Origin of the sequence: Sinorhizobium meliloti (assembly GCF_017876815.1) — a bacterium.
GTDB lineage: Bacteria > Pseudomonadota > Alphaproteobacteria > Rhizobiales > Rhizobiaceae > Sinorhizobium > Sinorhizobium meliloti.
In genome coordinates this window covers 1,591,529-1,616,514 of the sequence record NZ_JAGIOS010000002.1, presented here as the reverse complement: position 1 = coordinate 1,616,514, position 24,986 = coordinate 1,591,529, and the positions used below count along the sequence as shown (strand labels likewise).

Below are 24,986 nucleotides of genomic sequence, written 5' to 3'. Positions count from 1 at the left end.
GCGTCCATTCGACTTAGTAAAAGGTTCTGATCCCTAAGTTTTTCGTCTATACCCATTGCCGCTTCGATCAAACCGAAAGGGCACGTCCCAGCAACCAAAGCTGGGGAATTCAGGCTCTTTCCAGACTGCTCAAGGAATGCCTGCCGATGCGCGTGCCCCCCGGGATTGCCGACGATCTGACCTTTCTCACGGCCTTTCGCCGCGACCTGCATGCTCATCCCGAACTCGGTTTCGAGGAAGAGCGGACGAGCGATCTTGTGGCGAGAATCCTCGAAGAAGCAGGCCTCAGGATCCACCGCGGCCTCGGCAAGACAGGCGTCGTTGGCACGCTGCAGGTCGGCAACGGCACGCGCGCGATCGGCCTGCGCGCCGACATGGATGCGCTCGCCATGCCGGAACTCGCCGACCGGCCCTACAAATCCACGGTAGCGGGGAAGATGCATGCCTGCGGCCATGACGGCCATACGACGATGCTGCTCGGCGCGGCGCGCCACCTTGCGGCGACGCGCAACTTCTCAGGAACGGTCCATTTCATCTTCCAGCCCGCCGAGGAAGGCCGCGGCGGCGCCAGGCGCATGGTGGAGGACGGGCTTTTCGATCTTTTCCCTTGCGACGCGGTCTATGGACTGCACAACATGCCGGGGCTTGCAGTGGACGAGATGGCCGTCGTGGCGGGGCCGCAGCTTGCCTCCTCGGACAGCTGGCGCCTCACCTTCCGCGGAGTCGGGACGCACGGCGCCAAGCCGCATCTCGGCCGCGATCCGATCACGGCGGCGGGGACATTCCTCGCTTCCCTGCAAACCGTCGTCGGCCGGGTCGTCGACCCGCTGCAGCCGGCGGTCGTCAGCGCCTGCGCGCTGCAAGCAGGCGACCCCAAGGCGCTGAACGTCATTCCGGACACGGTCGAGATCGGCGGCACGGCGCGTGCCTATACGCCGCATGTGCGCGACCAGTTGGAAGAAGAGATCGGCCGGTTGGCGCTGGGGACCGCGGCGATGTACGGCATCGAGGCCGATTATCGCTTCGAGCGGCGTATTCCCCCGGTCGTCAACGATCCCGACGCGACGGCACGCGCCCTTTCGGCCGCCCGGTCCGTCTTCGGTGAGAAGGCGCTGACCAGCTTCCCACCCTCGACCGCCGGCGACGACTTTGCCTTCTTCGCGCTGGAGGCGCCCGGCTGCTATGTCTGGCTCGGGAATGGTCCCGCCGTCGACGGCGCGCTGCACCATAACAGCGCCTACGACTTCAACGACGCGGCGATCGGCCCCGGGGCTGCCTTCTGGACCGCGCTGGTGGAGCAGGAACTCAAGGCCTGAAGAGCGTCAGAAGGTCTCCAGGACCGGGCTTTCCAGCAGCTTGCCGGTCGCTACGTCGGCAATGCCGCGATCCGTCTGGTGCGGCCCGGCATTGCAGGCGAGCGTCGCCCCGAAGCAGGCCTTGAACACGAGATAGGGAGGCTGCCACTCTACGATTCTGCCGGCAGCCTCGCGAATGGCCGCGAAACCCGCTGCGACCTCGGCAAGCGGCGCATCGGAGACAAGCCCGCATAGCGGCAGAGGCAGCAGCGCCTCGACCTTGCCTTCGGCAACGACCGCCATTCCGCCGCCGGCTTCGATCACCGCATTGGCCGCAACCGTCATGTCGCGCGGGCTGCTGCCGAAGACCGTCAGATTGTGGCTGTCATGCGAAACGGTTGTCGCAAAGGCGCCGCGCCACTCGCCCCAGCCTTCAAGCAAACCGACCCGCGGTCGGCTGTCGGCGCGGCCATGCCGATGGGCGACGGCAATCAGCGTCGTGCCATCAGGCGGCACCAGATATCCGTCCGAAACCTCGGCTCCCGCCTCGCCCCATCGGGTGAAGCGCGGCCGGTCGATCGTCACGACGCGGGCCGTGCTGCCCGTGGCAGCGATGCGAAAGTCGTCCTCTGTCAGCGGTTCGATCTTCATCGTGTGGCGCAGGGGCGAGACATCGGCCGCGACGGGCGCCTGAAGCATCCCGCCGCCGCTCGCCACCAGCCTGCCGTTCGCCAGCACATGGAGCGCTCGGAAATCGCGAATGTCCTCGAAGAGGACGATGTCGGCACGGCGACCCGGTGCGATCAGGCCGAGATCGGCCCTTCCGAGCCGCCGGGCGGCGTTCAGGGTTGCCGCCTGCAGCGCCCACTCGGCCTTGAGCCCGTAGCGTACGAGGCGGCGGACCACGTCGTCGAGGCCGCCGTCGCGGTGAAGATCGTCCGGGAAAACGTCGTCGGTACACAGCGTGACCGTCTGCGGCAGATGGCCCAGAGTACCGAGCGCTGTCACGAACTCGGGAAGAAGATGATCGTGCGAGCCGCGCAGCTCGATGGTCAGGCCGGCGCGAAGTTTGGCGATGAGGTCGTCACCCGAAACGAGCTCGTGATCGGAGCTGACGCCGGCCGTTACGAAGGCCTGCAGATCGGCTCCCTTCAGGCCGCGCGCATGCCCGTTGACCGGTTTGCCCGCCTTCAGTCCCGCCTCGACGATCGCAGTCATGCGCGGATCGCCGTCGATGACGCCGCGCATGTTCATGACCTCGGCGATCCCGCCGATCTCCGGCCAGGACAGCATTTCCGCAACGGCTTCGGCGTCGAAATCCGCGCCGGCGAGCTCCAGGCCGGGAGCGGAGGGCACGCAGGACGGCGCCAGCACCACGGCGCGCAAGGGTAGACCGCCCATTGCGTCGACGGCCCAGCGCACGCCGGCAAGTCCGCTCACATTGCCGAATTCGTGCGGGTCCCAGACGACGGTCGTCACGCCGCGCGGCACCACGGCGGCAGCGTAGACCGCGGGCGTCACCATCGAGCTTTCGACATGCATATGCGTGTCGATAAGGCCGGGCGAAATGTAGGCTCCCGCCGCATCGATGACCGTGTCCGCGTCGCTGCGCGACCCGGGTGCATGGACGCTCGCGATCAGGGCACCGACGATCCCGACATCCGCCGCGCGGCATTCGCCTGTCGCGACATCCACGACCGTGCCGCCGGCCACGAGCACATCGAAGCGCGCATCACCGCGTGCGGCGGCAACTGCGCGCGCCCGCCAGCAGGCGTCGTCGAGGTCGGAGGGTTGCTGCAGTACCGTCATCTGGCGGCTTCCTTGGCGAGCGCACCGAGCAGGTGCCGGCGGGCACGTTCCGCGTCGACGTCCACCGCATATTGGGCGTTGAATGTCGCGTGGCTCCCCCGGGTCTCGACCACCGTCCGGCCGCGCGTCAAGGCTCCGGCAAGCTCGACGTCGATGCGCGCCGGGCGAAACGACACAGCGTCTCCATCGACCAGCGCAACGGCTGCGCAGGGATCGTAGATCGCCATGCCGGTCCGTCCACGGCTCGTGCCGATCGCGACGTAGCCGGCGAGAAGATCGGCAAGCAGCGCGGCCTTTGCGCCACCTGCGGTGCGTATCGCCTCCACATCGTCCGGATAAGCGATGACCTTCCGGCAGAGGTCGAGATCGACCATCCTGAACGGCACGCCGTGGGCAAACACGATGGCGAGCGCTTCCGGATCGGCAAAGGCGTTGAACTCGGCGGACGCCGTATGATTGCCGCTGGAAACACCGCCGCCCATCCAGGTGAGCTCGTCGATCCGCGCGGCGAGGTCGGGGCGTGCCAGGGCAAGGGCAGCGATATTGGTAAGCGGCCCGAGCGCCAGGATACGATGCGGACCTTCGCCGTCCTCCAGCCAGCCGCAGAGCGCAGGGAACGCATCGCTATCCGGCAGGGCGGGTGCATCGGGGAGGCTCAGCCCCGACGTCGGCATGCCGGTCTGTCCGAGGATACACTCCGCCGTCTCGAGCTTTCCGAGCACGGGGAGCGCCCGTCCCCGATGGATCGGAAAGGTCCAGCCGAAGGCGTGCGCTGCTGCCGCGGCGTTGCGCCTCACCTGTTCGAGCGGCACATTGCCGAAGACCAGCGAGACGCCGTCGAGGGCCTCACCGGCGTGAAGGACGACGAGCATCGCGGCGATGTCGTCGAAGCCCATATCGGTGTCGATCCAGATGCCCATTGCGGATCAATTGAACCTTTCCAGCTTCGCGGCCTTTTCGACCGGCAGATCGAAGGCGAGCGTGGTGCCTGCGGCATGCGCGGGCACGGCCGCATCCACTTCGGCCTTCAGCGCACCGAGCGGCGTATCGAGCAGGTATTCCCGCGTGCTGCCGGAAAAAGAGGCCCCGCGCACGGTGCCCTGGAAAGGACCTGATCCCAGGGTCACCATGCGCGGACGCCAGGCAAGCCCCGCCGCATCGTGCGGCAAAGGCCCGGGAAGCTCGATCGGGCCGTTTCCGGCGCGCAATTTGCCGTTCTCGACGGCAAAGATGTTCTCGAAGCCGACGAAATCGGCCACGAAGGCCGAGGCGGGCCGGTTATAGATCTCTTCCGGCGTGCCGATCTGCTCGATCGCGCCGTTCAGCATCACCACGATGCGGTCGGCCAGCGACAGCGCCTCGCCCTGATCATGGGTGACGAAGATCATCGTGACGCCGGTTTCCCTCTGGACCCGCTGCAGTTCCGTGCGCATCTCGAGCCTCAGACGCGCGTCGAGGTTGGAAAGCGGCTCGTCGAGAAGAAGCACCTTCGGCTCCATCACCATCGAGCGGGCAAGTGCTACGCGCTGCTGCTGACCGCCGGAAAGCTCGGCCGGCTTCCGGTCGGCAAAGCTCGTCAATCCGACGGATTTCAGGCCGGTCCCGACGCGGGATTCGAGCTCCGCTCCGGAGAGGCCCTTCAGCCGAAGACCGAAGGCGACATTCTCGAAGACGGTGAGATGCGGGAAAAGCGCATAGGACTGGAAGACAAGACCGACGGAACGCCTGTTCGCGGCAACGCGGGTAATGTCGGCGCCGTCGAGGCTGATACGGCCCGATTGCGGCTTCAGCAGGCCGGCGATGGAGCGCATCGTCGTGGTCTTGCCGCAGCCCGAAGGCCCGAGAAACGCAACCAATTCGCCTTTTCGGATCGACAGGTCGAGATCCTTCACGGCGACGGTGTCGCCATAGGCGAGCGTCAATTTTTCGAGGCTGAGGAAGGCGGGATCAGACATAGCGGGAAAATCCTAGAAAACGCTCGGCGAGGAAGACGATGCCGATGGACATGAAGGCGAGCAGCGCCGACAGGGCCGCGACCGACGGGTCATAGGTGATCTCCATGTAGGAGAGCATGTCGATCGGCAGCGTGCGCACGCCCGGGCCGGACAGGAACAACGAAACCGGCACCTGATTGAAGCTGGTGACGAAGCCGAGAATGAAGGCGGCGAGAATGCCGCTGCGGATGTTCGGCATGACCACCCGGAAAAAGGCGCCGGCGCGTGACGAGCCGAGCAGCACCGCGGCCTCCTCGATATCGGAGCGCAGATTGTTGAGGCTCGCCGAGACGACGCGCACCGCATAGGGCAACACGAGCGCCGTGTGTGCAAGGAAGAGCGCCAGCGTGATATTGAACCCGAAGGGAACGACGAGATAGCGTAGCAGCGCCAGGCCGACGATGATGCCGGGCACGATGATCGGCAGGGAGACGACGGTGCGGACCGTTTCGCCGAAGGGCAGCCGGTAACGCGAAAGCGCGTAGGATGCCGGGATGCCGAGGGCAAGGGCGGCAGCCGTCCCGCCGATGGCAAGCAGCATCGACATGGCGAAGCTCTCGCGGAAGCTCTCGACCTCGAAGACCTTTGCGACCCATTTCAGCGAAAGGCCTTGCGGCGGAAAGGCAAGCGTCTCGCCCCCCGACAGGGATGCCGCGACGATGATGAAGAAGGGGCCGATCAGGAACGCGGTGACGAGTACGAGCACCGTTACGGGGAAAAGACGGGAATTCATCGCTTGCTCCTCGCGGTCGCGAGCCGCTTCAAGAGAAGATTGGCCGCGAAGCTCATGACGATCAGGATGAAGGCGATGACGCTTGCGGAGACGAAATCATTGGCGACGGTCACACGCTGATAAAGAAGCGTTTCCAGCATCAGGACCTTGGAGCCCCCGAGGATCGCCGGGGTGATATAGGCTGTCAGGGAGCCGGTGAAGACGAGCGTTCCGCCGATCACAAGACCTTCCCTGGTGAGCGGCAAAATGACCTTCCAGAAGACCTGAAACCAATTGGCGCCGAGTACCCGCGCTGCGGGGATCGCGTCCTTCGGCATGTTTTCGAGCGCACTGATCAGAGCCAGGATCATCAGCGGCAGAAAGAGCTGCAGGAGCCCGACGAAGACCGCCGTCTCCGTGAACAGGAAGCGCACCGGCTCGTCGGTCAGGCCGACGCTCGTCAATGCCTGGTTGACGATCCCGGTCCTCCCCAGAATGACGATCCACGCATAGGTGCGCGCAACCGGCGATATCATCAGCGGCAGCACCACGAGGCCGATCATCCGGCCCTTGCCTTTCGGCGGCAGGTTGACGATGGCGAAGGCAGCGGCATAGCCGATGACGGCAGCGACCACGGTTACCGCCGCGCCGAGCCGCAGCGTGCGCAGGAACACCGTCCGGTTGAGCGGATCGGATAGGAACCCGGTATAGGCGGATACCGACCAGCCATCGACATTGCGGAAGCCTTCGGCAAGCAGGATGACAACCGGCGCCAGAAAGACGACGGCGGCGAACACGGCCGCCGGCAAGGCAAGTGCCAGCGCCTCGGCCCGGTTGTGGAACATCTCTACGCCTTTCCGCGGCAGTGCCGCCGTTGGATACGTGGCGCGACGCCGGCAGGATCTGGCGTCGCGCAAGGCAAGAGCCAGGCTCTTACTGGCCGACCTTGGCGTTCCACTCGGAAAGCCACGCTTCCCGATTGTCGAGTGCCACTGCCGACGGGATGAGCTTCAGGTTCTTGACCGTTTCTTCGCCGTAGGTGAGGTTCTCGGCGATCTCCGGCGAGACCTTCACTTCCTTGTTGGCGGGGCTGTCGACCAGCTTTTCGGCGAGCGCCGTCTGGATTTCCGTCGACAACCAGAAGTCCATGAACTGAAGCGCGAGATCCTGGTTCTTCGAGCCCTTGGCCAGAACCATGACGTTCATGCCGCCGGTCTGGCCCTCCTTCGGGGTCGCCCACTTGATCGGCAGATCCATCTTGGTGAAACCTTCCCAGGAGAACCGGCCGATCGGCGCCGCCCAGATTTCTTCCTGCTGCATTAACTGCACGAGCTGCGAGGATTTGACGTAGAAGGTGACGATATCGTCCTTCTTTTCGCCGACTGCGGCGATCGCGGCCTTGAGGTCCGGCGTATTCTGGCCGAGCGCTTCACCGATCATGTAGAGCGTCGGCGGACCCTGGTTGGTCGTGACGTTCGGGAGAGCCACATGGCCGGCTAGCTTGTCGCCGAGTAGATCGGCCCAGGACGTGACTTCCACCTTGTCGGAACGATAGACGATCGAGGTGGCGTAGAAAGTGTAGCCGATGCTCATGCCGTCGCCGTTCGGGTCCTTGGCGATGTCGTAGAGCTTGTCGAAATTGCTGAGCTTCGAAGTATCGATCTTGTCGATCAGGCCGGCCCTTGTAGCGGAAAGCGCGTCCGCCATGGAAACCACCGCCATGTCCACGACCGGATTGGCCTTGTTTGCCTCCATCTTGGCAAGGCGTTCGACGCTGTTGCCCGTTTCGACGACGAGCTTGCAGCCGCACTTGGCTTCGAATGAATCATAGACCAGCTCCTTGAACGCGTCCTGGGCGAAGCCGTAGACGGAGATGGTCAGGGTCTTCTCCTGAGCGGATGCGCCATGGGCGCCGATCAAGAGGAGCGCGGTCGAGGCGATGAGGATTTTCTTCATGACTGCGGTTCTCCTTCGCTGGGTGGCTTTACGTTGGGGGCTGGCTGCACGTTTGATGGTGGCGTCGCCGTGGACTGGCGGACGACGAGTTGCATGGGCACTTTCGAAATGGTGGCGGCAACGGGCGTGCCGTGGGATGGAAATTCGGCTTCGCCGGCGCCGATCGCCTGCACCAGCGCCTCGACCGCGAGCGTCGCGATGCGCGCCATATCCATCCGAATCGTGGTCAGCGCCGGCGTCACCACCGGTGACCAGATCAGGTCGTCGAACCCGGTGACGCTCGCCTGTTCCGGGACATGGATGCCGGCCCGTTGCAGTTCCGTGAGCGCGCGCAGCGCCTGCAGGTCGGAGACGGCCGCAAAGGCCGTCACGCCTTCCGCCACCTTCCCGGCGAGCCCGAGCGAGCAGCCCTTGCCGTGTACCTGCTCCAGCCGTTCGATCCACAGCGTCTCCGCCTGCGCGCCTTCGCGCATGGCCGAGCGAAGCCCGCCGATCCGGTCGTTCTGCACGTTGGAGGCGGGATTGTTGCCTAGGATCAGCAAGCGCCTGTGACCGAGTCCGACGAGATGCTCGGCGATCTGCCTTCCGCCGTCCCAATGGTCCGCCGCCACCGTGTTGCCGGGTGTCGAGGGCGTGTCCACCACAGCGACCGGGCAACCGACATCGGCAATGCGGGTTCCCCGCCGCGGCACGATGACCATGCCGTCGACGCCCCGCTCGATGAGGCGTTCGATCGCCCTCGTCTGGACGGCGACGTCGCCGCGGGAGTCTGCGATCAGCACGCCGTAACCGGCAGAAGATGCCGCAAACTCGATCGCCTGTGCGATCTGGGGAAAGAGCGGATTGCTGATGTCAGGCAGAACCAGCCCGATGACCGCGCTCTTGCCGGTCCTGAGCGCCCTTCCCGCCTGGCTCGGAACATATCCGATCTCGGCCGCAACCGAGCGGATTTTCTCGGCAAGCTCGGCGGAGACGCGCCCTTTGCCGGAGAGCGCGTTGGAGACCGTCGCCGCGGAGACGCCAAGTGCCGTGGCTATCCTCGTCAGTTTGGGTCCGGAACGTGCCAAGGCCTTATCTTCCGCCGCATCGGATGATTAAACGATTAAGCTGCGATATATCAGCCGATCGTGCCTGTCGAATCTTTTTTGAGTCGAACCTAATAACTGGCCGCAGAGATCGCTCACCTGTGGATGAAGCGTACCCGGGCGTTGTCCTCAACGCGCAACGAAGAGCAGGTCGAAGCCCCTGATCTCGCCTTTGGAAACCGATTTGCGGATCGCTCCCCAGAGCGCCGACGGGTTCTCCAATCGAAAGCCACGCAGGCTTCGTATCAGGCGGAAGGTTGCCGACGCAGTCCTGATTACGCGCAGAACGGCAGGCCCGGAGAGCGAAGCGGCCAGGATCTGCGGGTGCACCGCGAGCAGCACGCCGGCGGTCCTCTTCCGGTCGATCGCCCGAAACTGGTCGAGAACCTTGTATTCGTAGCCTTCGATATCGATCTTGAGGCAGAGACGTTCGGTCCTCGCCATCGCCTGAAGCTCGGGAATTGTGATCGTCTTGGCCTCGATCGTCATGCCGGTGTCGTCGGCGATCAGCGCCGACGTTTCCGAACTCCCGAAGCCGCCGCCCACGGAATTGAGAACGAGACGTTCGTCTTGCGAAAGGGCCGCATTGACGAGTTTCACTTCCCCGGTGTTTGCGCCTTTCATTTCGGTGAGAATGCCGAAACAGACCGGATCAGGTTCGACGACAATGACATTATCGGCAGCCTGTGCCGCCCAGTAGGGCGTGACCCCGATCCAGCCGCCAATGTCGATATAGGTCGTTTTGCCGTCGACGAAGCGCGCGATGTTGCGAAAAGTACCGGGCTCCCACTGGCCGGACTGCAACCGGCTGAAGAAGCGCGCCTTTTCCGGCTTGTCTGGGAAATAAACGGTTCTCTGGAAATAGGTTATCGCGCGCATCGCGCTTCTCTAGAGCATTTTCAAGCGAAGTGGAAACCGGTTTTTCCGGGGACGTCGCGGAGGGGGAAACGGGTGAACGAGGCTCAGGCCTCTGCCCTCTGGGCGCGGCTGCGCGCCTCCGTCAACTCGGAAGTCGTCTGGCTGAGGCGGTCGGCCAGCACCCGCATGATCTCGACTGCCATCTCCGGGAAATCAGCCAACAGTTTGAGGAAATCATCCTTCCGGATCCGCAGAGCTTCGAGTGGGGTGGTCGTCTTGACCGTTGCCGTACGCGGCGTGTTGCAGAGGATGGCGATCTCGCCGACGATCGAATTCTGCTCCACTTCGGCGACTTTCAGCTGTCCGTTCGGCGTCGAAACGAGCACATCCGCATTACCCGAAAGGATCACATAGGCCGCGTCGCCGATATCCCCCTGATGAAACAGATCTTCTCCCATGCTGTACATCACCCGGTCGGAGGTGAAAGCCAGAAGCTTGAGCTTGGCAGGCGGAAGTCCGGAAAACAGCGTTATCCGGCGCAGCATTTCCACTTCATCTTTTAGGAGCATAACAGTCCGGTTCTCCGAATGCGTCGCGGTTGGTGCAAACAGGTCCTATCCCGTGCCGGCGGGAACATATGCTTGCCTCCTGACAACAATATTACATCAAGATGCCAGTTCCTTGTAGTCGCTGTCTCTTGCATGCGTTTCCACCGGTTCGTCGCGCGCCAACCGCCCGTTTTCGAAATGCGCGACGCGGTCGAAGAGTTCCGCCAGGTCCTGGTTGGCAAGGACCCACAATATGGCGGGCTTGCGCTCGCCGTCCCGCAAGAAGGCGAAGGCTTTGCGGGTGATCTGGTCCTGCGTGCGCTGGTCGAGCGCCAGAAGCGGCTGGTTGAACACGTAGAAATCCGAGACCCGGATCAGGGCACGCGCCAGATTGAGCTTCTGGCGCTGGCCGGACGTCAACCGCTTGCCGCCGGCGCCGACGTCGAAATCCAGCCCGAACACGAGCACCTTGTTATAGAGCCCGAGCGACTCGAACAGATCGCGCACGATCGCACGTATCCGCTCGGAGCCATCCGTGTGCTTGTGCCCGATGCGGCCGAAGAGCACGTTGTCCAGGATTGTCGCCGAGGCCATGTAGCGGTCCGGTTGGTAATGCTCGATGATGCCGACGAGATCGGCCGGGAGGCCGTCGCTGAACTCCCGCCGCGCCTCGACGATCTTCTGCATGAGCTCGTCCGTCAGGAGACCGAAACGATGCCGCGGCTCGATATAGCCGAAGCAAAGGCGGATGATCCTGATGGCATCATCCTCGGACACCTCCTCGAGCGGCTTTCCCCTTACCTTCTGAAGAAGCGCTTCGTAGGCAGGGATTTCCTCGGCCGTCATGAAGGTGAGCTGCTGGAAGAACGGGTGGTCGGGCGGCAAGTCGCGGAACAGTTCCACGACGTTCTCGGCGATTTCGAGCCCCATCTCGTAGAAGGTCTCGTGCAGGCCTGCCCGCTTTAAAACGGTCTTGAAGAAAGGATGGTTCTCGAGCGCCGTCTCCCAGCGGTTGCTGTCGGTGACCGTGCCGAAGAGCAGGTTCTCCCCGACCGTTGCCTCGACATTGTAGGAGCCCGGTTCGAAGAAGACGACGAGATCGCTGAGCTTCTCGGCCTCGAGCCGCTGGCGAAGCGCGCTGCGCATCGCCACGATCTCGCCGGCGAAAGCCACGTGCTCGGTCGGATGGATGGTCGAGCGGACAGCAAGAGCCAGGACGTCATTGCTCAACAGAACGACGTCCAGCACGGCCCTGATCTTCGCGAAGAGGTCGTCCGGCCCGGTCGCGCCCGCGGCCTGATAATCGATCCAGTCGCTGTTCAGATCGTAATGCGGATTGCCGGCGAGCTTGGCCTCCACAAGCTCCCACCTGCGGTGGGCTTCCCTGTCGCCCTCATAGACGACCTCGGTCAACGGAGCATGCTTGAGCCCGTAGAGCAGATTGTCGCCGAGGCTGCCCTGGAAGGCGAAGACGTCGGAGGAGGCGTAGGATATTCGCCTGCCCACCACCGATTCGGGCAAATCGTGTATATCGGCGTCGCCTATGACGATCCGGCCGGTTGCGGGCCAGGTCAGCCGGCCGAAAGCCTCGGCCAGCGCCTCGCCACCCCCGGACGTGCCGCCGGTAATCGCGACCGTCTCGCCGGGCTGGATCTGCAGCGAGACATGCTCCACGACTTTCGAGCCACCGTCGTCGGCCACCGAAAGGTTGACGGCAGCCAGCGCTCCCGTCAGCGGCGTTGCCGGGTCGACGGAGATTGCCTGCACCTTGGGGTCGATCAGAGGTTCGACGCTGAACTGTTCGACAACCTGGGCATATTTGACCTGCACATCCTGGCGCGCCTGGTCCCAATCGATCAATTCCTTCAAGGGGCCCGGAAGATCCTTGTAGGCGCCGATGACCGCGACAAGCTGGCCGATGTCGAGCCGGCCCTGAAGCGCAAAATATCCGCCGATCGAATAGAACAGGAACGGCGTCACCTGGGCCAGGAAGTTGTTCAGGAACTTGACCAGAAACTTCCACTGATAGAGGTCGTAGCGGATCTTGAATATCCGGCCGAGCCGCGCGGCAATGTCGGCCCGCTCGAAATTGGAGGTATCGTGGGCGCGGATCGTGCCGATGCCGTCGACGATCTCGCTGACGCGGCCCGACAGCTCACGCGCCGTCAACTGACGCTCGCGGCCGAGCACCAGCAGTCGCCTGCGCATGCGCGGGATAATGACCGCCTGAACGGCGACGATCGAGGCTGCGATGATACCCAACCAGAAGCTCTGGAGGAGGATGAAGATCAGCGCCGTCAGCGCCTGCCCACCGAGAAGGGCGGGCTGCACGAAGGCGTCTCCGGTGAAGCCGCCCATCGGCTCCACCTCGTCCTTGATCATGGTCGAGATTTCGGCCGGCTTCACGCGCTTGAGATAGCCGGGGGGGAAGCGCAAGACCCGGTCGACGAGCTCGAAGCGGATTCGCCGCAGAAGCCGCTCGCCGAGCCGGCCCTTGTAGGTATTGATATAGAACTTGAAGAGCCCGTTGATGATCACGAGCAGCAGGAACACCAGACTCAAGGCCAGCAGCATGCCTTCCCTGCCGAGATCGAAACCCGAGAAGAGGTTGACCTCACCGAAGAACGGCAGGTCGAAGGAAATCGGCAGGAACGGTTGGGTCGCCTCGGGGCCGTCGAAACCTGCACCCTGAATCGGTCCGTTGACGATCTGCTTCGGCAGATCGAAGGACAGGAAATAGGGAACCATCGACAGCGCCACGACCAGCAATATCCAGAGTTGCTGCTTGCGGGTGTGAGTCCAGATGTAGCGGGAAAGACGTGGTTCCATGTGCCGGTAAAGAGACCTATCTGAAATTCGGGATCGCACGGCTGTTCTGCCGGCGGACTACAGCGCCGCACTTGGTGCCGGTCCGCCTGATCGTCAATGGGCCTGCGCTACCTCCACGAAATCGTGACTACCCGGCATGAGAGCAGAGCGATGCGCCATGTCAAGCCTCCGACTGATATGCAGTACCGCCTCATCTACGCAGGCCTCTTGCCTCCACTCCTGCGGCCCACCTCCGGCGCCTTGCGCTCACTTGACCGTGAGCTTACAACAGCCGCATGACGCATGCCAGCCACTCTCCCCGCCTTCTCGAAGATTGGCGCGAAAACGCCCATGACCTTGCCCGGGGGCTGGCTGCCTATTCCGGCAGCAGGCTCGTCGGCGGCATAGCCAGGGTCATCGCGAAGCATCCGCAAGCCAACATTGCCAATGCCTTCAACCACAAGCAGGTCGACTGCAAGATGTGGGCCCGCGACAAGCTCTTCGAGAGCATCGGCGCAGACTGTCGTCGGATCATCGTGCTCGGCGGCTGGTACGGCGTTCTGTCGGCCATGCTGCTCGAAGATTCGCGCTTCGACATCGAATTCGCCGTGAGTTGTGACATCGATCCCGCGGTTGAGCCGGTGGCGCGCACGCTCAACGCAGCCTTCGGCGACAGATTCCATGCGATGACGGCCGATATGCACACGCTCGACTATCGCGCCCTGAATGCGGATCTGCTGATCAACACGAGCTGCGAACACATCGGCGAACTGCGGAACTGGCTGGACCTGCTTTCGCCCGGCACGCGCGTCCTCCTGCAATCGAACGATTATTTCAGCGAACCCACCCACATAAGCTGCGTCAGGTCGCTTGAAGAATTTCAAGCGCAGGCGCGTCTCGCGCGGATCGACTTCGCGGGAGCGCTGCCGACAAAAAGATACACGCGCTTCATGCTGATCGGGTCGGTCTAAGACCTGGAGCTGGGTGAGGAAAGGACTGTCTCGACGAAAGCCGCTCGCCGATGATCCTCGCCGTCCCGGCGGCTCCGTCGAGGTCGAGCGGCGGGATGGCCGGTCTTGGCCGGGCAAGCATGAAGCTCACCTTCGCGGCCAGAAGCTCAGGCGTGATCCCCTCCTCCGGCAGCACGCCGGCGAGATCGAGCTGTTCGAGCCGTGCCGCCCGCGTGCTCTGTTCGGTCTCGCCACCCGCGGTAAAGGGGATGAGGAGGCACGCGCATCCGGCACGCAGAATGTCGCACACGGTGTTGTAGCCGGCCTGCGAGACGGAAAGGCGGGCACCGCCGAGCAAGCCACCGAAATCCCGCCGGAAACGAAAGAGGCTGACGCCCTCTGGAGCCGCGGCCGCGAATGTGTCGAAATCCGCCTGCGGCAGGTTCGGGCCGGTTATCAGACACCAGCGAAGTGCATTCGGCAGAAGCTTCGCGGCCTCGAGCGCCGCGCCGATCAGCTCCCTGCCGACCGCGCCTCCGCCCGCCGAAACGACGATGTCGAACTTCTCCGCCGCCTCATTTGGCGGCGGCGGGGCGACGAGGCCCGTATAGACGACCTTGTCGCGGACTTCGTCGGCAAGGGGAAATGTCTCCTCGATACGGGCGAATCCGGGGTCACCGTGAACGAGTACGAGGTCGAAATGGTTCTTGACGAGTTCGACAGTCTCCTCGGCCCTCCCGGGCTTGACCCTCTCCTGCAGAATGTCGCGCAGCGACGTCGTCACGAGCGGCGGCCGGCTGCTCGCCGCAATTTCAGCGAGCAGCGGCAGCAGTTCGAACCGCATCTGCCGACGCCCGAAGGGGAAGGCCTCGATGATGACGACCTCCGGTTCCGTGCGGCGGAACGCCTCGACGAGCAGATCCCGTCGGTGCTCCTGAAAAGCGGCCGTGACCGGGTTTCCGTCGCCGTCGACAAGCCCGGAAAACCCCTTGTCGCCGGCAGTCACCGTCGGCAGTGCGACGGTCTGCACACCTTCCCCCGGAAAGCCCGGCACCGGCGTGCCGCCGGTCACCATCGTGACCTCGAAATCCCGCTCGACCAGCGCTCCGGCAATGCGGCTCGCGCGCGCCAGATGCCCGATACCGAGAAGATGCTGCACATAGAAAAAGACGCGAGGCCTGCTCAAGGACTTCTTCTCCATTCGCTTTCGAAGAGCCCGACCAGCTGACGGACGCTGGAGTGGTGGTCGAACTCGCTGCGCACGCGCCGTTCCCCCGCGGCGCCAAGCCGCCGGCGGAGCTCCGGGTCGCGGATCAGCCGCTCCAGTGCCGCGGCAAGAGGCTCCGGGCTTTCCGGCGGCACCACCAGGCCGTTTTTGCCATCTTCAAGAAGTTCAGGAATGCCGGAGACTGCGGTCGATATACAGGCAAGCCGCTGGCTCGACGCCTCCACGAGCACATTCGGCAGGCCGTCGCGGTCACCATCGGCCGCCACCCGGCACGCCAGTGCGAAGATGTCGGCCCCACGGTAGCGGCCCAAAACATCCTTCTGATCGAGTGCCCCGTGCCAGCGGATGCGATCCTCGATGCCAAGCTTTGCGGCAAGCGCCTGGAGCCCGCCGGTGAGCTCTCCCGCACCGATATGCTCGAAGCGCCAGTTGATATCCGCAGGCAACAACGACAGCGCCTTCAGGAGGACGTCATATCCCTTCTTGGGAACGGCGCGCCCGACGCTGACGATGCGCACCGGATCGTCGGGATCCGCGCCGTCGCGCCGGGAATGCTCGCCTTCGAAGGCCGGGAAACGATCGAGATCGAGGCCGTGATAGCTCAGATGGACCCGGGTCTGGTCCTTCGACAGGTCCCGCAGGTGCTCATAGCCGCTTCGGGTGCAGGTCACCGTCCAGCGGGCCCGGTCGAGCTTGCCCGAAAGCTCCCAATCCTTAGAGGTCCAGATGTCCTTTGCATGGGCAGAGCAGGTCCAGGGTATGCCGGTGATTATGCTGGCATAGTCCGTTACCGAGGCCGGCGTGTGAATGAAGTGGGCATGCAGCCACGCGGCGTCTTCCGGCCATTCGGTGACGAGCACCAGCGCCTGACCAAGACGGCGGAAGCGGTTGCGTGAAACGTCGCGCGCGAGGTCTCGGAGGAACGACCCGAGCACCCGCCGGAAGCCGGGCTTCGGGACGGTCTTCACCAGCGCTCGGAAAACGCGCAAGGGCTCCTCATGCAGATATTCAGGCAGGTAATGGACGGCCGCGCGTATTTCGTCATGGACGGGATGGCGTTTCCTGTCGGTCGGACGGCGCAGGGCGACGAGGACGAGCTCATGCCCTGCTCTTTCGAGGCCCAGCAGTTCCTGCGCGATAAACGTTTCCGAAAGGCGTGGATAACCCTTCAGCACGACGGCGATCTTCGGTTTCGGCGACACGTGTCTTCAGTTCGATCTTTTCACGACGGCCAAATGCTCTTTCGATCTATGATCGAGCCATTCGCCGACGATCTCGGATATGTGGACGAGGCCTTCCAGCCTCAGGCCATTGGCGCGGAGCGACGGAGGCGCGCGCTGCGGCAGCGCCTTCAGGGCCGCAGCAAGGCGCAACGGCTCCTCCGCTTCCTGAGGAAGCAGCATGTCGACGAGCCCGAGTGCCGAGGCACGCTGGGCGCGGATCAATTGTTCTTCGCGTGGCTGAAGGCGCGGCACGATCAGGGCGGGCTTGTCGAAAGAGAGTATCTCGCAATAGGTGTTGTAGCCGCCCATCGACACCACGCCCCTGGCGCCGGCTATCAGTTCCTCCATGCGATTGTCGAACTCGATTATCTTGATGAATGGGATCTTGCTTCCCTTCTTGATCAGCTTGTTGCGCTGCTTTGCCGGCATGTAGGGGCCGAGGACGACGAGCGCGTTATGCGTGAGTTCGGGATCCTCCTGATAGGCGTGGATCACGTCATGGATGAGGTCCGCTCCGTCACCACCGCCGCCGGTGGTGACCAGTATGTAGTCGCCTTCCGGCTTATGGCCGGGCAGTGCGTCGTTGGGAACGCTTCTTTGCAGGAATCCGACGAAGTTCATGCGGTCGCGCACGGCAACGGGCACGTCGAGCCCGACCAGCGGATCGTAGAAGTCCGGCGGTCCGTAGACCCAGATCGAATCGTAGAACTGCTCGATCTTGCGCATCGTGTCGCGTCGCTTCCATTCCTCTTCAAGGAGGTACGGCGCGTCCATGATTTCCCTCAGACCAAGCACCAGCCTGGTGCCGTGCGTCTTCAGGTAGGCGAGCGTATCCTCTACCTCGCCGCGCAGACCCATCGGCTCCTTGTCGACGACGAAAATATCCGGCCGGAAGGTTTCCGCTGTCGAACGGATGATCGACTGCCGCATTTTCAAGGTCTCGTGCAACTCGATGTGACGGTCCAGCGAGGTATATTCGCCGTTTCGGAGCTTTATGACGCTCGGGATCTTCACGAAGTCGACGCGCGCGCGATAATCGAAGGCGCCGGCGATGGTCGCACCGGAGATGATCAGGATCTGCAGTCCGCTGTAATCTTCCACCAGTGCATGGGCGATGGCGCGACAACGTCTGAGATGGCCGAGCCCGAAGGTATCGTGGCTGTACATGAGGATGCGGGCATCCTCGAAGCGCCGTGTCATACGAAAAACCTTTCGCTCAAAGATAGAAACGTCGAAGTCTATTGCAGCGATCGCTTGCAGCCAACAGCGATACCGGGGCTTATTTGTAGGGATCGGCGGCGTCGCGCAACCCGTCTCCCAGGAAGTTGAACGCCAATATCACAAGAATGACCGGGATCGTGGGGAAAAGCAGCCAAGGATAGAAGGCAATGACGCTGACGCTCTTTGCCTCGGTGAGCAGGATTCCCCAGCTGGTTATCGGAGGGCGCAGGCCGAGGCCGAGGAAGCTCAACGCCGTTTCTCCGAGGATCATGCCGGGTATGGAGATCGTTGCCGTTGCGATGAGATGGGACATGAAGCCCGGAACGAGGTGTCGCCCTATGATGCGTCCGCTTCTGGCGCCCATCAGCTGCGCCGCAAGGACATAGTCTTCCTCCCTGAGCGCGAGCAGCTTCGAGCGCACGGCGCGCGCAAGGCCGGTCCAGTCGAGAAGGCCTAGGATGACCGTTATACCCAGATAGATGAGAAGCGGGCTCCATGTCGCCGGCATGATCGCCGCCAGAGAAAGCCAGAGCGGAATGCTCGGTATCGACTGCAGGACTTCGATCAGTCTCTGGACCACAAGGTCGAAGATCCCGCCATGATATCCGGCAAGCCCGCCGATGACGATGCCGAGAACGAAGCTGACGGTGATGCCGAGAAGTCCGATCGTCAGCGATATCCGCGCGCCGTAGATGATCCGCGACAGCACGTCGCGGCCGAGACGGTCCGTGCCCAGGAGGAAAAGCTGCCCTCCCTCCGCCGGGCAAACCAGATGCAGATTGCTTTCGAACAAACCCCAAAAACGGTAGTCGTCGCCGCGGCAGAAGAACCGGATCGGCTCGACCTTCGACGTATCGTCCGCGTAGTTGCGCTTCAGCGTGTCCATGTCCAGCGTCATCGTCCGGCCGTAGACGAAGGGGCCGACGAATTCACCCTCGTGGAAAAAGTGAATCCTCTGCGGCGGCGCATAGATGAAATCGACATTGCGCGTGTGCAGGTCGTAGGGCGCGAGAAACTCGCAGATCAGGATCATGCCGTAGAGCACCGCGAGGAAGATGCCCGAGGCGAGCGCGACCTTGTGGCGCTTGAACTTCCACCACATCAGGCGCAGCTGTGATGCCTGGTTCACCCGCACCTGCTCCTCGGTCATGACCTCCACGGAATACGGGTCGAAGGGCGCGGTCGAAACGTAGTGCGGAAGGGGCTCGCCGGGCGCCGGGATCGGTGACGTCACTTTGTGCTCCTGCCTTGCAGACGAATTCGAGGATCGAGGACGGCGAGCGCCAGATCGGAAACCAGCACTCCGATCACCGTGAGGAACGCGAGGAACATCAGGAACGAACCGGCTAGATACATGTCCTGGCTCTGCAGTGCCTTGATCAGCATCGGTCCGGTGGTTTCGAGGGACAGCACGATTGCCGTGATTTCCGCGCCCGAAATGATCGCCGGCAGGATCGAGCCGATGTCCGAAATGAAGAAATTGAGCGCCATGCGCAGCGGATATTTGAGCAGGGTCCGCGTGGGCGAAAGCCCCTTGGCGCGGGCGGTCACGACATATTGCTTCTGGAGCTCGTCGAGCAGATTGGCCCTGAGGCGCCGGATCATGCCGGCAGTACCGGCCGCGCCGACGATGATGACCGGGATCCAGATATGCTCCAGTATCGACTTCGCCTTTTCCCAGCTCATCGGCTCGGAAAGATACTTCTGGTCCATCAAATGGCCGATCGAGGTTCCGAACCAGATATTGGCGAAATACATGAGGACGAGGGCCAGCATGAAATTCGGGATCGCGATGCCGATGAGTCCGATCAGCGACAGGCCGTAATCGCCCCAGCTGTACTGGTGCGTGGCGGCATAGAGGCCAATCGGAAAGGCGATGACCCAGGTGAAGATGATGGTGACGAAGGAGACCAGGACCGTGAGCCACAGGCGCTCGCCGACGACCTCGCTCACCGGCAATTCATATTCGAAGGAATAGCCGAAATCGCCCTGGAGCATCCCCGCGACCCAGTGGACATAGCGCAGGATCGGCGGCTGGTCGAAGCCATACTGCTTACGCAGCGCCTCGATCTGTTCCATATTGACGCCTTCGCCCTGCGCCCTGATCTCGGCGATGTAGCTTTCGAAATAGTCGCCGGGGGGCAGCTCGATGATGGCGAACACGAGCGCCGAGATGATGAGAAGCGTCGGGACCATGACTGCGATGCGCCAGAGAATGTACCGCAGCATCTCAGTCGTCCTGTTCCAGCCAGAAGGTGTCGGGCTTGTAGGCGCCGAGGTAGCTCGTCGGGTCGAAACCGTACAGCCCCTCATCGGGGAAATTGCGCAGCTTCTTCGTGACGAGGATCGGCTGCAGCGAGCTGTTGACCAACCCGATCGAGAAGACCTGGTCCGTGTAGATGGACAACATCTGTCTCCAGATGTCCGCACGCTCGGCATCGTCCGCGGAATGCCTCCAGCGCTTTAGCAGGTCCAGGAGCTCGACGACCGGGGGAAGGTCGGGCGCCTCGCCCATTTCGCCATGCGACATATAGTTCAATCCCCAGACGGGCCACTGCAGCTGGTCGTCCGTGGTCGGTGCAAGCTGACCGGGGCTCATGTCCGCGGTCGGCACGCCGTTGTCGAGGCCGAACCACATCGACATGATTATCTCGCCGCCGACCGCGCGGCTGCGGAAGGTATCCCGCTGCGAGGTGCGAATGAAGAGCGAAATGCCGACCTCGCGCCAGTAATCGGTTATGAGCTGAAGCACATCGGTATCGAGCGTGCTTTCGCCGGCCGTCTCCACCACGATCTGCGCCTTTCGGCCGTCGGGAAGAATACGGATCCCGTCGCTGCCGCGCTTGGCCAGCCCAGCCGCGTCGAGCAGTGCGTTCGCCTGGTCCGGATCATGGGCGATCCAGGCACTTGCGAATTCGGGCCGGAAGAGAGGACTTTCAGGCAGCACCGTGTCGGCGCTTTCCTTCGTCAGCCCATAAAAGGCCGCCATGTTGATCTCGCGACGGTCGATTGCAAGCGACAGCGCACGACGGACGCGCACGTCCCTGAGCAGCGGCCGCCACACCGGGTCGGCAGAGTTGAGGTTCGGCAGCAGCGCCAGGCGTGATCCCGAAGTCTTTTTCCAGAGCTTCACCTCGACCGGGTGCCGCTTCTCCGCATCTTTGAGATAGGTATAGTCGACGAAATCGATCCCATATGCCTGCAGGTCGCTTTCGCCCGTGCCGGTCTTTGCCGGAATGAGTGAGGACGAACTGACGCTGAGCACGAATCGGTCGATATAAGGCAATTGCAAGCCGTTTTCGTCCACCCGGTGGTAGTAGGGGTTGCGTTCGAAGACGAACTGTTCGGCCGGCAGGGGCGTGGTGTTGCGCCACGGGTCGAGGGTCGGCAGATCCGGATTTTCGGGCCGGTAGGAGCGCGCCATGCGCATGTGGAGCTGGCTCCACCTTTTGACCCGCTGCTCCTTCAGGAACGCTTTCAGCTTGTCCTCATCCTGATATTTCGTGTGGAACTGCTTGAGATAGGCCGAAGGCATGACGACGACCAGCGGCTGCGGCGCGGCGAGTTCCTGCAGGAAAACCGGGTTCGGCATCGGCCAGGAATAGCGAACCGTTCGCTCGTCGACGATTTCGAACTTAGCCGCCTGTCCGTCCATGACCATCGCGGGCGGCAGGCCGGCCGGGGACAGATCCTCGTTGAGGAGCACGTCTTCGAAGCAGTAGCGGAAGTCCTCGGCCGTCAACGGCGTGCCGTCCGACCACTTGTGGCCCTCGCGCAGATGGAAGGTGAAGATACGATCCTCGACCGTCTCGTAGCTTTCGAGAATGTCGGGCTGGAGATTGAGCTTCTCGTCGTAGCCGACCAGGCGGGTATAGCCGTAGATCGTCATCAGGCGAATGTCCTTCGCACTGCCGATCAGGCTGCGGATCGTGCCGCCGTGTCGGCCGGGCTTGCGTCCCATCGCCGCGACATCGATCACCCGCGGCGTCTTCGGCAATCGTTCGCCGACCGGCGGAAGCTTGCCTTCCTGAACGAGGGTGGCGAGCGCGTCGGTTCCGCCCGCGGCCGCGAGCATCGCTTTCGGAAATGCAGCCGAAGCGAGAATGCCAAGCGCAGTTCTTCGGGTGATCATCGGCGTAACTCCCTGGCATCCACCGATCTGCGGGCGAGGACATAATGCCCGCCGCCGAGATCGGCGGGAATAAGAGCACCGTTCTCGCCGCCGTCGGAGAATTGCGCACCCCAGCGCTGCTGGTCCGATCCGCCGCTCGCCTGAAGGGAATCGAAGTCGAGCTTACGGTCGAGATCGGGATAGGGAACGGCGGCGAGGAGCGACCTCGTGTACGGGTGGACCGGATTGCGCATCAGCACCTCACGCGGCGCCAGCTCCACGATCCGGCCTGCGCACATGACCGCGATCCGGTCGGCCATGTAGTCGACGACCGCGAGGTTGTGCGAGATGAACAGCATCGTCAGGCCGAGCTCTTTCTGCAAGTCCTTGAGAAGGTTCAGGATCTGTGCCTGCACCGAAACATCGAGCGCAGAAACGGGTTCATCGCAGATGAGAAGCTGCGGCACGAGCGCGAGCGCCCGGGCGATCCCGATGCGCTGCCTTTGGCCGCCGGAGAAGCTGTGGGGATAGCGATTGATGAAGCGCTGGTCGAGACCGACCGCCTGCAAAAGGGAGCGAACGTGTTCCTCACGCGATTTCGGCGTCCCTCGTCCGTGAATCTCCAGCGGCTCGCTGAGGATGTTCTTCACGGTCATGCGCGGCGAAAGAGACGAGACGGGATCCTGGAAGACCATCTGGATCTTGGCCCGCAACGTCTTGAGTTCCCCGCCGTCGAGCTTCAGGACGTCGAGCGCACCCTCCCCGTCGTCGAATGTGATCGTCCCCTTGTCAGGCGTCACCGCCCGCATCAGGATCTTGCTTACGGTCGTCTTGCCGCAGCCGCTTTCACCGACGAGCCCGAGGCATTCACCGCGGCGGATGTCGAAGCTGACATTGTCGACAGCGCGATGCCGATATGCCGTGCCGCTGCCGAACCAGCCGGAGCTGCGCGTGGAGAACGTCTTTGAAAGGTTGCGGACGGACACGAGGACATTGGGACCCGCCGCTTTCTTGACTTCCCGGTCGCCGACGATCGCGCCGGCCTTGACCGGCACCTCGCGCAGCGCCTTCAGCCGCTCGCCCGGTTTCATGTCGAAGTGCGGCACGGCAGCCATCAAACCCTTGAGATAGGGGTGCCGAGGATTGCGGAAGATCGCATCCACAGGTCCGGCCTCGACGATCTCGCCATGGTAGATAACGACCACCTCGTCGGCCATGTTGGCAACGACCCCGAGATCGTGGGTGATCAGAAGCATGGCCATGTTGAGCTTGCTTTGAAGCTCGCGCAGGAGCTGCAATATCTGCGCCTGAACCGTCACGTCGAGTGCCGTCGTCGGTTCGTCCGCGATGAGCAGGGCCGGACGGCAGATCAGCGCCATGGCGATCATCGCGCGCTGTCGCATGCCGCCGGAAAGTTCGAAGGGATACATGTCGTATGCCCGCTTCGGATCGGAAAACCCGACATAGCCGAGCAGTTCCTCCGTCCTCTCGCGGCGCCCAGCCTTGTCGGCATCCGTATGGATCTTCAGCACTTCGGAGATCTGGTTGCCGATCGTGTGAAGCGGCGACAGCGATGTCATCGGTTCCTGGAAGATCTTGCTGATGCGTGCGCCGCGGATCTCCTGGATGTCGCGCCCGTCCCTGTCAAGCGAAAGCAGGTCGACGGGGTTTGCCTCGGCTTCGGGATCGTTGAACAACACCCGGCCGCCGACGCTTGCCACGCTCGGCAGGATGCCCATGATCGCCTGGCTGATCGCCGACTTGCCGGAGCCGGACTCCCCGACGAGCGCGGTCACCCTTCCGGGCAGAATTCTGAAATTCGCGCCTCGAACGGCTTCAACCTCGCCGCCCAGCACCGAGAATGTGATCCGCAGACCCTCAACTCGCAGCAGGTCCGCTCCTGACGTCATCGCAGCACGCTTCCCTCAATACCCCTCCTGCACAATCCCAACTCGAGGCCGCCCCCAAAATAAAATCATGCAGCCACTTCCCGCAGCGCCGCGCGTCTGATCAGGCGCGCAAAGCTCGCTCCACCCTTTTAGCGCCGCATGTTTTTGCCCTTTAATCAGCTAGGATCAACGGGAACATGCAATTGCTTACAGCGAAGTTGCCCGCCCCGCCGGACGCACTGTAACTTTTTGCCACTCAAAAACAGTAGCCTAGGTTAAACGGGCTGTCCAGCATGCCACCGGAAAGGTGTGGACGCGTCGAAACGGCCTTACGAGAACGGGCAGCTGCCGTTGGTCAGGACGTCCTCGCAGCGCGGGGAACGCCGGAAATCGTCGTAATAGAGCGTCCAATCGGTCGTGTCGGCGGCCCGATAAGGTCCGAACTTGAAGTACTGGTTCTCACCGAGGCCCTTGTCCGCATGGCCTACATGGCCCTTGACGGTGATGATCGGCTGGCCGTTGGCAAAGAGCACTATGTGGCCCGAGCCGTCGGGACCGGGCTTCGTGAAGACGACGAAATCGATCCAGCCGGACCTCGGATCCGGCAGGGGATTGCCATGGTTGGTGATTGTGATCCCGTCCGTGCATGCATTGAAGAGGTTGCCGTCTTCCGGCTTCCAGTTGCCGTCGGTCGCCACCAGCATGCGCATCTGGTTGACTTCCGGACGGAGCCAGACCGGCGCCTGGCCTGGGGCGCAACGCGCCGGTACGCCATCAAGGCCGGCGGAGACCGGAGGCAGATGGTTGGTTTCGACCGTGGCGAAGAGCTTTCCAGAATTCATGCGCAGCGCCAGGAAGGGGCTGAAGTCGCCCTCGGCACCGGGATCGATCTCTCGCTTCCACTGCGCGATGAGATAGCGGTGGTCGTCGCTCGGCACCGGATCGGCGAACTTTACCGAGAAGCCGTACCAGACCCCTTTGTCGTAGGGCACCCGCAGCTCGGTCTTTTCCCAGATCTCCGCGCGTTCGCTGCAGCCGTCGTGATCCGCAGGGCAATTCGGCACGATGCTGAGCTTCAGCCCACCATTGCCGGTGCGCTTGACGGCGCTCTGGAACTCGTATCTGCCGGCGCTCTGCTCGAAATTCTCGCGGTAGTAGAGTCCCCCTTCGGGCGCGAAATCCGTACCCTCGAAACCGTCGAACAATCTCCGTTCATAAATTGGCGGCTCGTCCGCCGACTGGGCATAGGTGAGACTCGGCAAGGCAATCGCCGCCGCCAGCAGAGCTATTCGAAACATC

Annotated in this window: 20 protein-coding genes; 2 read left to right on the top strand and 18 right to left on the bottom strand. The window is 63.0% G+C overall.

Annotated features, from left to right (window positions below; genetic code table 11):
- The first annotated feature begins 146 nt into the window (after nt 1-146).
- On the top strand, nt 147-1,316 hold the full coding sequence (locus tag JOH52_RS26420) for a M20 aminoacylase family protein (RefSeq protein WP_017272017.1): 1,170 nt from the start codon (nt 147-149) through the stop codon (nt 1,314-1,316).
- A 6-nt stretch (nt 1,317-1,322) separates the two neighbouring features.
- Here the strand turns inward: JOH52_RS26420 and JOH52_RS26415 are convergent, their stop codons facing one another.
- From JOH52_RS26415 to JOH52_RS26370, 10 genes are all read right to left on the bottom strand, one after another.
- On the bottom strand, nt 1,323-3,104 hold the full coding sequence (locus tag JOH52_RS26415) for an adenine deaminase (RefSeq protein ID WP_017272018.1): 1,782 nt from the start codon (nt 3,102-3,104) through the stop codon (nt 1,323-1,325).
- Nucleotides 3,101-4,024 carry a nucleoside hydrolase gene (locus JOH52_RS26410; RefSeq protein WP_017272019.1) on the bottom strand — a complete coding sequence of 308 codons (924 nt, stop codon included), beginning with the start codon at nt 4,022-4,024 and terminating at the stop codon, nt 3,101-3,103. The genes JOH52_RS26415 and JOH52_RS26410 overlap by 4 nt, the downstream gene beginning before the upstream one ends.
- A gap of 6 nt (nt 4,025-4,030) precedes the next feature.
- A complete protein-coding gene (locus JOH52_RS26405) occupies nt 4,031-5,059 on the bottom strand; it encodes an ABC transporter ATP-binding protein (RefSeq protein ID WP_003534073.1) in 1,029 nt (342 codons plus the stop codon).
- A complete protein-coding gene (locus JOH52_RS26400) occupies nt 5,052-5,831 on the bottom strand; it encodes an ABC transporter permease (protein ID WP_003534075.1) in 780 nt (259 codons plus the stop codon). Before JOH52_RS26400 ends, JOH52_RS26405 begins: the two co-directional genes overlap by 8 nt.
- A complete protein-coding gene (locus JOH52_RS26395) occupies nt 5,828-6,655 on the bottom strand; it encodes an ABC transporter permease (RefSeq protein WP_017272021.1) in 828 nt (275 codons plus the stop codon). The genes JOH52_RS26400 and JOH52_RS26395 overlap by 4 nt, the downstream gene beginning before the upstream one ends.
- 88 nt (nt 6,656-6,743) lie before the next feature.
- Nucleotides 6,744-7,766, bottom strand: coding sequence for an ABC transporter substrate-binding protein (locus tag JOH52_RS26390; protein ID WP_017268319.1), 1,023 nt, complete (start codon nt 7,764-7,766; stop codon nt 6,744-6,746).
- Nucleotides 7,763-8,833: a LacI family DNA-binding transcriptional regulator gene (locus tag JOH52_RS26385; protein ID WP_013850751.1), complete on the bottom strand. Its 1,071-nt coding sequence runs from the start codon at nt 8,831-8,833 to the stop codon at nt 7,763-7,765. The genes JOH52_RS26390 and JOH52_RS26385 overlap by 4 nt, the downstream gene beginning before the upstream one ends.
- 147 nt (nt 8,834-8,980) lie before the next feature.
- Complete coding sequence (locus JOH52_RS26380) at nt 8,981-9,730, bottom strand: FkbM family methyltransferase (protein ID WP_010975632.1); 750 nt, start codon at nt 9,728-9,730, stop codon at nt 8,981-8,983.
- Nucleotides 9,731-9,813: 83 nt separating this feature from the next.
- Nucleotides 9,814-10,278 carry a cyclic nucleotide-binding domain-containing protein gene (locus JOH52_RS26375; protein WP_003531302.1) on the bottom strand — a complete coding sequence of 155 codons (465 nt, stop codon included), beginning with the start codon at nt 10,276-10,278 and terminating at the stop codon, nt 9,814-9,816.
- A 96-nt stretch (nt 10,279-10,374) separates the two neighbouring features.
- Nucleotides 10,375-13,086: an ABC transporter ATP-binding protein gene (locus tag JOH52_RS26370; RefSeq protein WP_014527254.1), complete on the bottom strand. Its 2,712-nt coding sequence runs from the start codon at nt 13,084-13,086 to the stop codon at nt 10,375-10,377.
- 275 nt (nt 13,087-13,361) lie between these two features.
- On the opposite strand from JOH52_RS26370, the gene JOH52_RS26365 reads away from it, so the two are divergent.
- Nucleotides 13,362-14,036, top strand: coding sequence for a hypothetical protein (locus JOH52_RS26365; protein ID WP_013850753.1), 675 nt, complete (start codon nt 13,362-13,364; stop codon nt 14,034-14,036).
- Here JOH52_RS26365 and JOH52_RS26360 read toward each other — a convergent pair.
- The 8 genes from JOH52_RS26360 to JOH52_RS26325 form a co-directional block, all read right to left on the bottom strand.
- Nucleotides 14,014-15,216 (bottom strand): glycosyltransferase family protein, encoded by a 1,203-nt coding sequence (locus JOH52_RS26360; RefSeq protein ID WP_017272022.1) that lies wholly within the window; start codon nt 15,214-15,216, stop codon nt 14,014-14,016. The genes JOH52_RS26365 and JOH52_RS26360 overlap by 23 nt on opposite strands.
- Nucleotides 15,198-16,445: a glycosyltransferase family 4 protein gene (locus JOH52_RS26355; protein ID WP_010975627.1), complete on the bottom strand. Its 1,248-nt coding sequence runs from the start codon at nt 16,443-16,445 to the stop codon at nt 15,198-15,200. The genes JOH52_RS26360 and JOH52_RS26355 overlap by 19 nt, the downstream gene beginning before the upstream one ends.
- 6 nt (nt 16,446-16,451) lie before the next feature.
- Nucleotides 16,452-17,666 carry a glycosyltransferase family protein gene (locus JOH52_RS26350; protein ID WP_017268316.1) on the bottom strand — a complete coding sequence of 405 codons (1,215 nt, stop codon included), beginning with the start codon at nt 17,664-17,666 and terminating at the stop codon, nt 16,452-16,454.
- Between the two features lie 79 nt (nt 17,667-17,745).
- On the bottom strand, nt 17,746-18,921 hold the full coding sequence (locus tag JOH52_RS26345) for an ABC transporter permease (protein ID WP_013850755.1): 1,176 nt from the start codon (nt 18,919-18,921) through the stop codon (nt 17,746-17,748).
- The gene (locus JOH52_RS26340) at nt 18,918-19,916 is read right to left on the bottom strand and encodes an ABC transporter permease (protein WP_003531312.1); all 999 of its coding nucleotides are present in this window, start codon (nt 19,914-19,916) and stop codon (nt 18,918-18,920) included. The genes JOH52_RS26345 and JOH52_RS26340 overlap by 4 nt, the downstream gene beginning before the upstream one ends.
- Nucleotide 19,917: 1 nt before the next feature.
- Nucleotides 19,918-21,819, bottom strand: a complete 1,902-nt coding sequence (locus JOH52_RS26335; protein ID WP_010975625.1) for an ABC transporter substrate-binding protein — start codon at nt 21,817-21,819, stop codon at nt 19,918-19,920.
- Nucleotides 21,816-23,708, bottom strand: coding sequence for an ABC transporter ATP-binding protein (locus JOH52_RS26330; protein WP_003531316.1), 1,893 nt, complete (start codon nt 23,706-23,708; stop codon nt 21,816-21,818). Before JOH52_RS26330 ends, JOH52_RS26335 begins: the two co-directional genes overlap by 4 nt.
- 308 nt (nt 23,709-24,016) lie before the next feature.
- Entirely contained in the window at nt 24,017-24,985 is a 969-nt protein-coding gene (locus JOH52_RS26325; protein ID WP_013850756.1) for a polysaccharide lyase family 20 protein, read from the bottom strand.
- Between the last annotated feature and the right edge of the window lies 1 nt (nt 24,986).

What these genes read in the sequence shown, in the direction of transcription:
- JOH52_RS26420 (WP_017272017.1), top strand. Translation starts at nt 147, where the DNA reads ATGCGCGTGCCCCCCGGGATTGCCGACGATCTGACCTTTCTCACGGCC.
- JOH52_RS26415 (WP_017272018.1), bottom strand. Translation starts at nt 3,104, where the DNA reads ATGACGGTACTGCAGCAACCCTCCGACCTCGACGACGCCTGCTGGCGG.
- JOH52_RS26410 (WP_017272019.1), bottom strand. Translation starts at nt 4,024, where the DNA reads ATGGGCATCTGGATCGACACCGATATGGGCTTCGACGACATCGCCGCG.
- JOH52_RS26405 (WP_003534073.1), bottom strand. Translation starts at nt 5,059, where the DNA reads ATGTCTGATCCCGCCTTCCTCAGCCTCGAAAAATTGACGCTCGCCTAT.
- JOH52_RS26400 (WP_003534075.1), bottom strand. Translation starts at nt 5,831, where the DNA reads ATGAATTCCCGTCTTTTCCCCGTAACGGTGCTCGTACTCGTCACCGCG.
- JOH52_RS26395 (WP_017272021.1), bottom strand. Translation starts at nt 6,655, where the DNA reads ATGTTCCACAACCGGGCCGAGGCGCTGGCACTTGCCTTGCCGGCGGCC.
- JOH52_RS26390 (WP_017268319.1), bottom strand. Translation starts at nt 7,766, where the DNA reads ATGAAGAAAATCCTCATCGCCTCGACCGCGCTCCTCTTGATCGGCGCC.
- JOH52_RS26380 (WP_010975632.1), bottom strand. Translation starts at nt 9,730, where the DNA reads ATGCGCGCGATAACCTATTTCCAGAGAACCGTTTATTTCCCAGACAAG.
- JOH52_RS26375 (WP_003531302.1), bottom strand. Translation starts at nt 10,278, where the DNA reads ATGCTCCTAAAAGATGAAGTGGAAATGCTGCGCCGGATAACGCTGTTT.
- JOH52_RS26370 (WP_014527254.1), bottom strand. Translation starts at nt 13,086, where the DNA reads ATGGAACCACGTCTTTCCCGCTACATCTGGACTCACACCCGCAAGCAG.
- JOH52_RS26365 (WP_013850753.1), top strand. Translation starts at nt 13,362, where the DNA reads ATGACGCATGCCAGCCACTCTCCCCGCCTTCTCGAAGATTGGCGCGAA.
- JOH52_RS26360 (WP_017272022.1), bottom strand. Translation starts at nt 15,216, where the DNA reads ATGGAGAAGAAGTCCTTGAGCAGGCCTCGCGTCTTTTTCTATGTGCAG.
- JOH52_RS26350 (WP_017268316.1), bottom strand. Translation starts at nt 17,666, where the DNA reads ATGACACGGCGCTTCGAGGATGCCCGCATCCTCATGTACAGCCACGAT.
- JOH52_RS26340 (WP_003531312.1), bottom strand. Translation starts at nt 19,916, where the DNA reads ATGCTGCGGTACATTCTCTGGCGCATCGCAGTCATGGTCCCGACGCTT.
- JOH52_RS26335 (WP_010975625.1), bottom strand. Translation starts at nt 21,819, where the DNA reads ATGATCACCCGAAGAACTGCGCTTGGCATTCTCGCTTCGGCTGCATTT.
- JOH52_RS26330 (WP_003531316.1), bottom strand. Translation starts at nt 23,708, where the DNA reads ATGACGTCAGGAGCGGACCTGCTGCGAGTTGAGGGTCTGCGGATCACA.
- JOH52_RS26325 (WP_013850756.1), bottom strand. Translation starts at nt 24,985, where the DNA reads ATGTTTCGAATAGCTCTGCTGGCGGCGGCGATTGCCTTGCCGAGTCTC.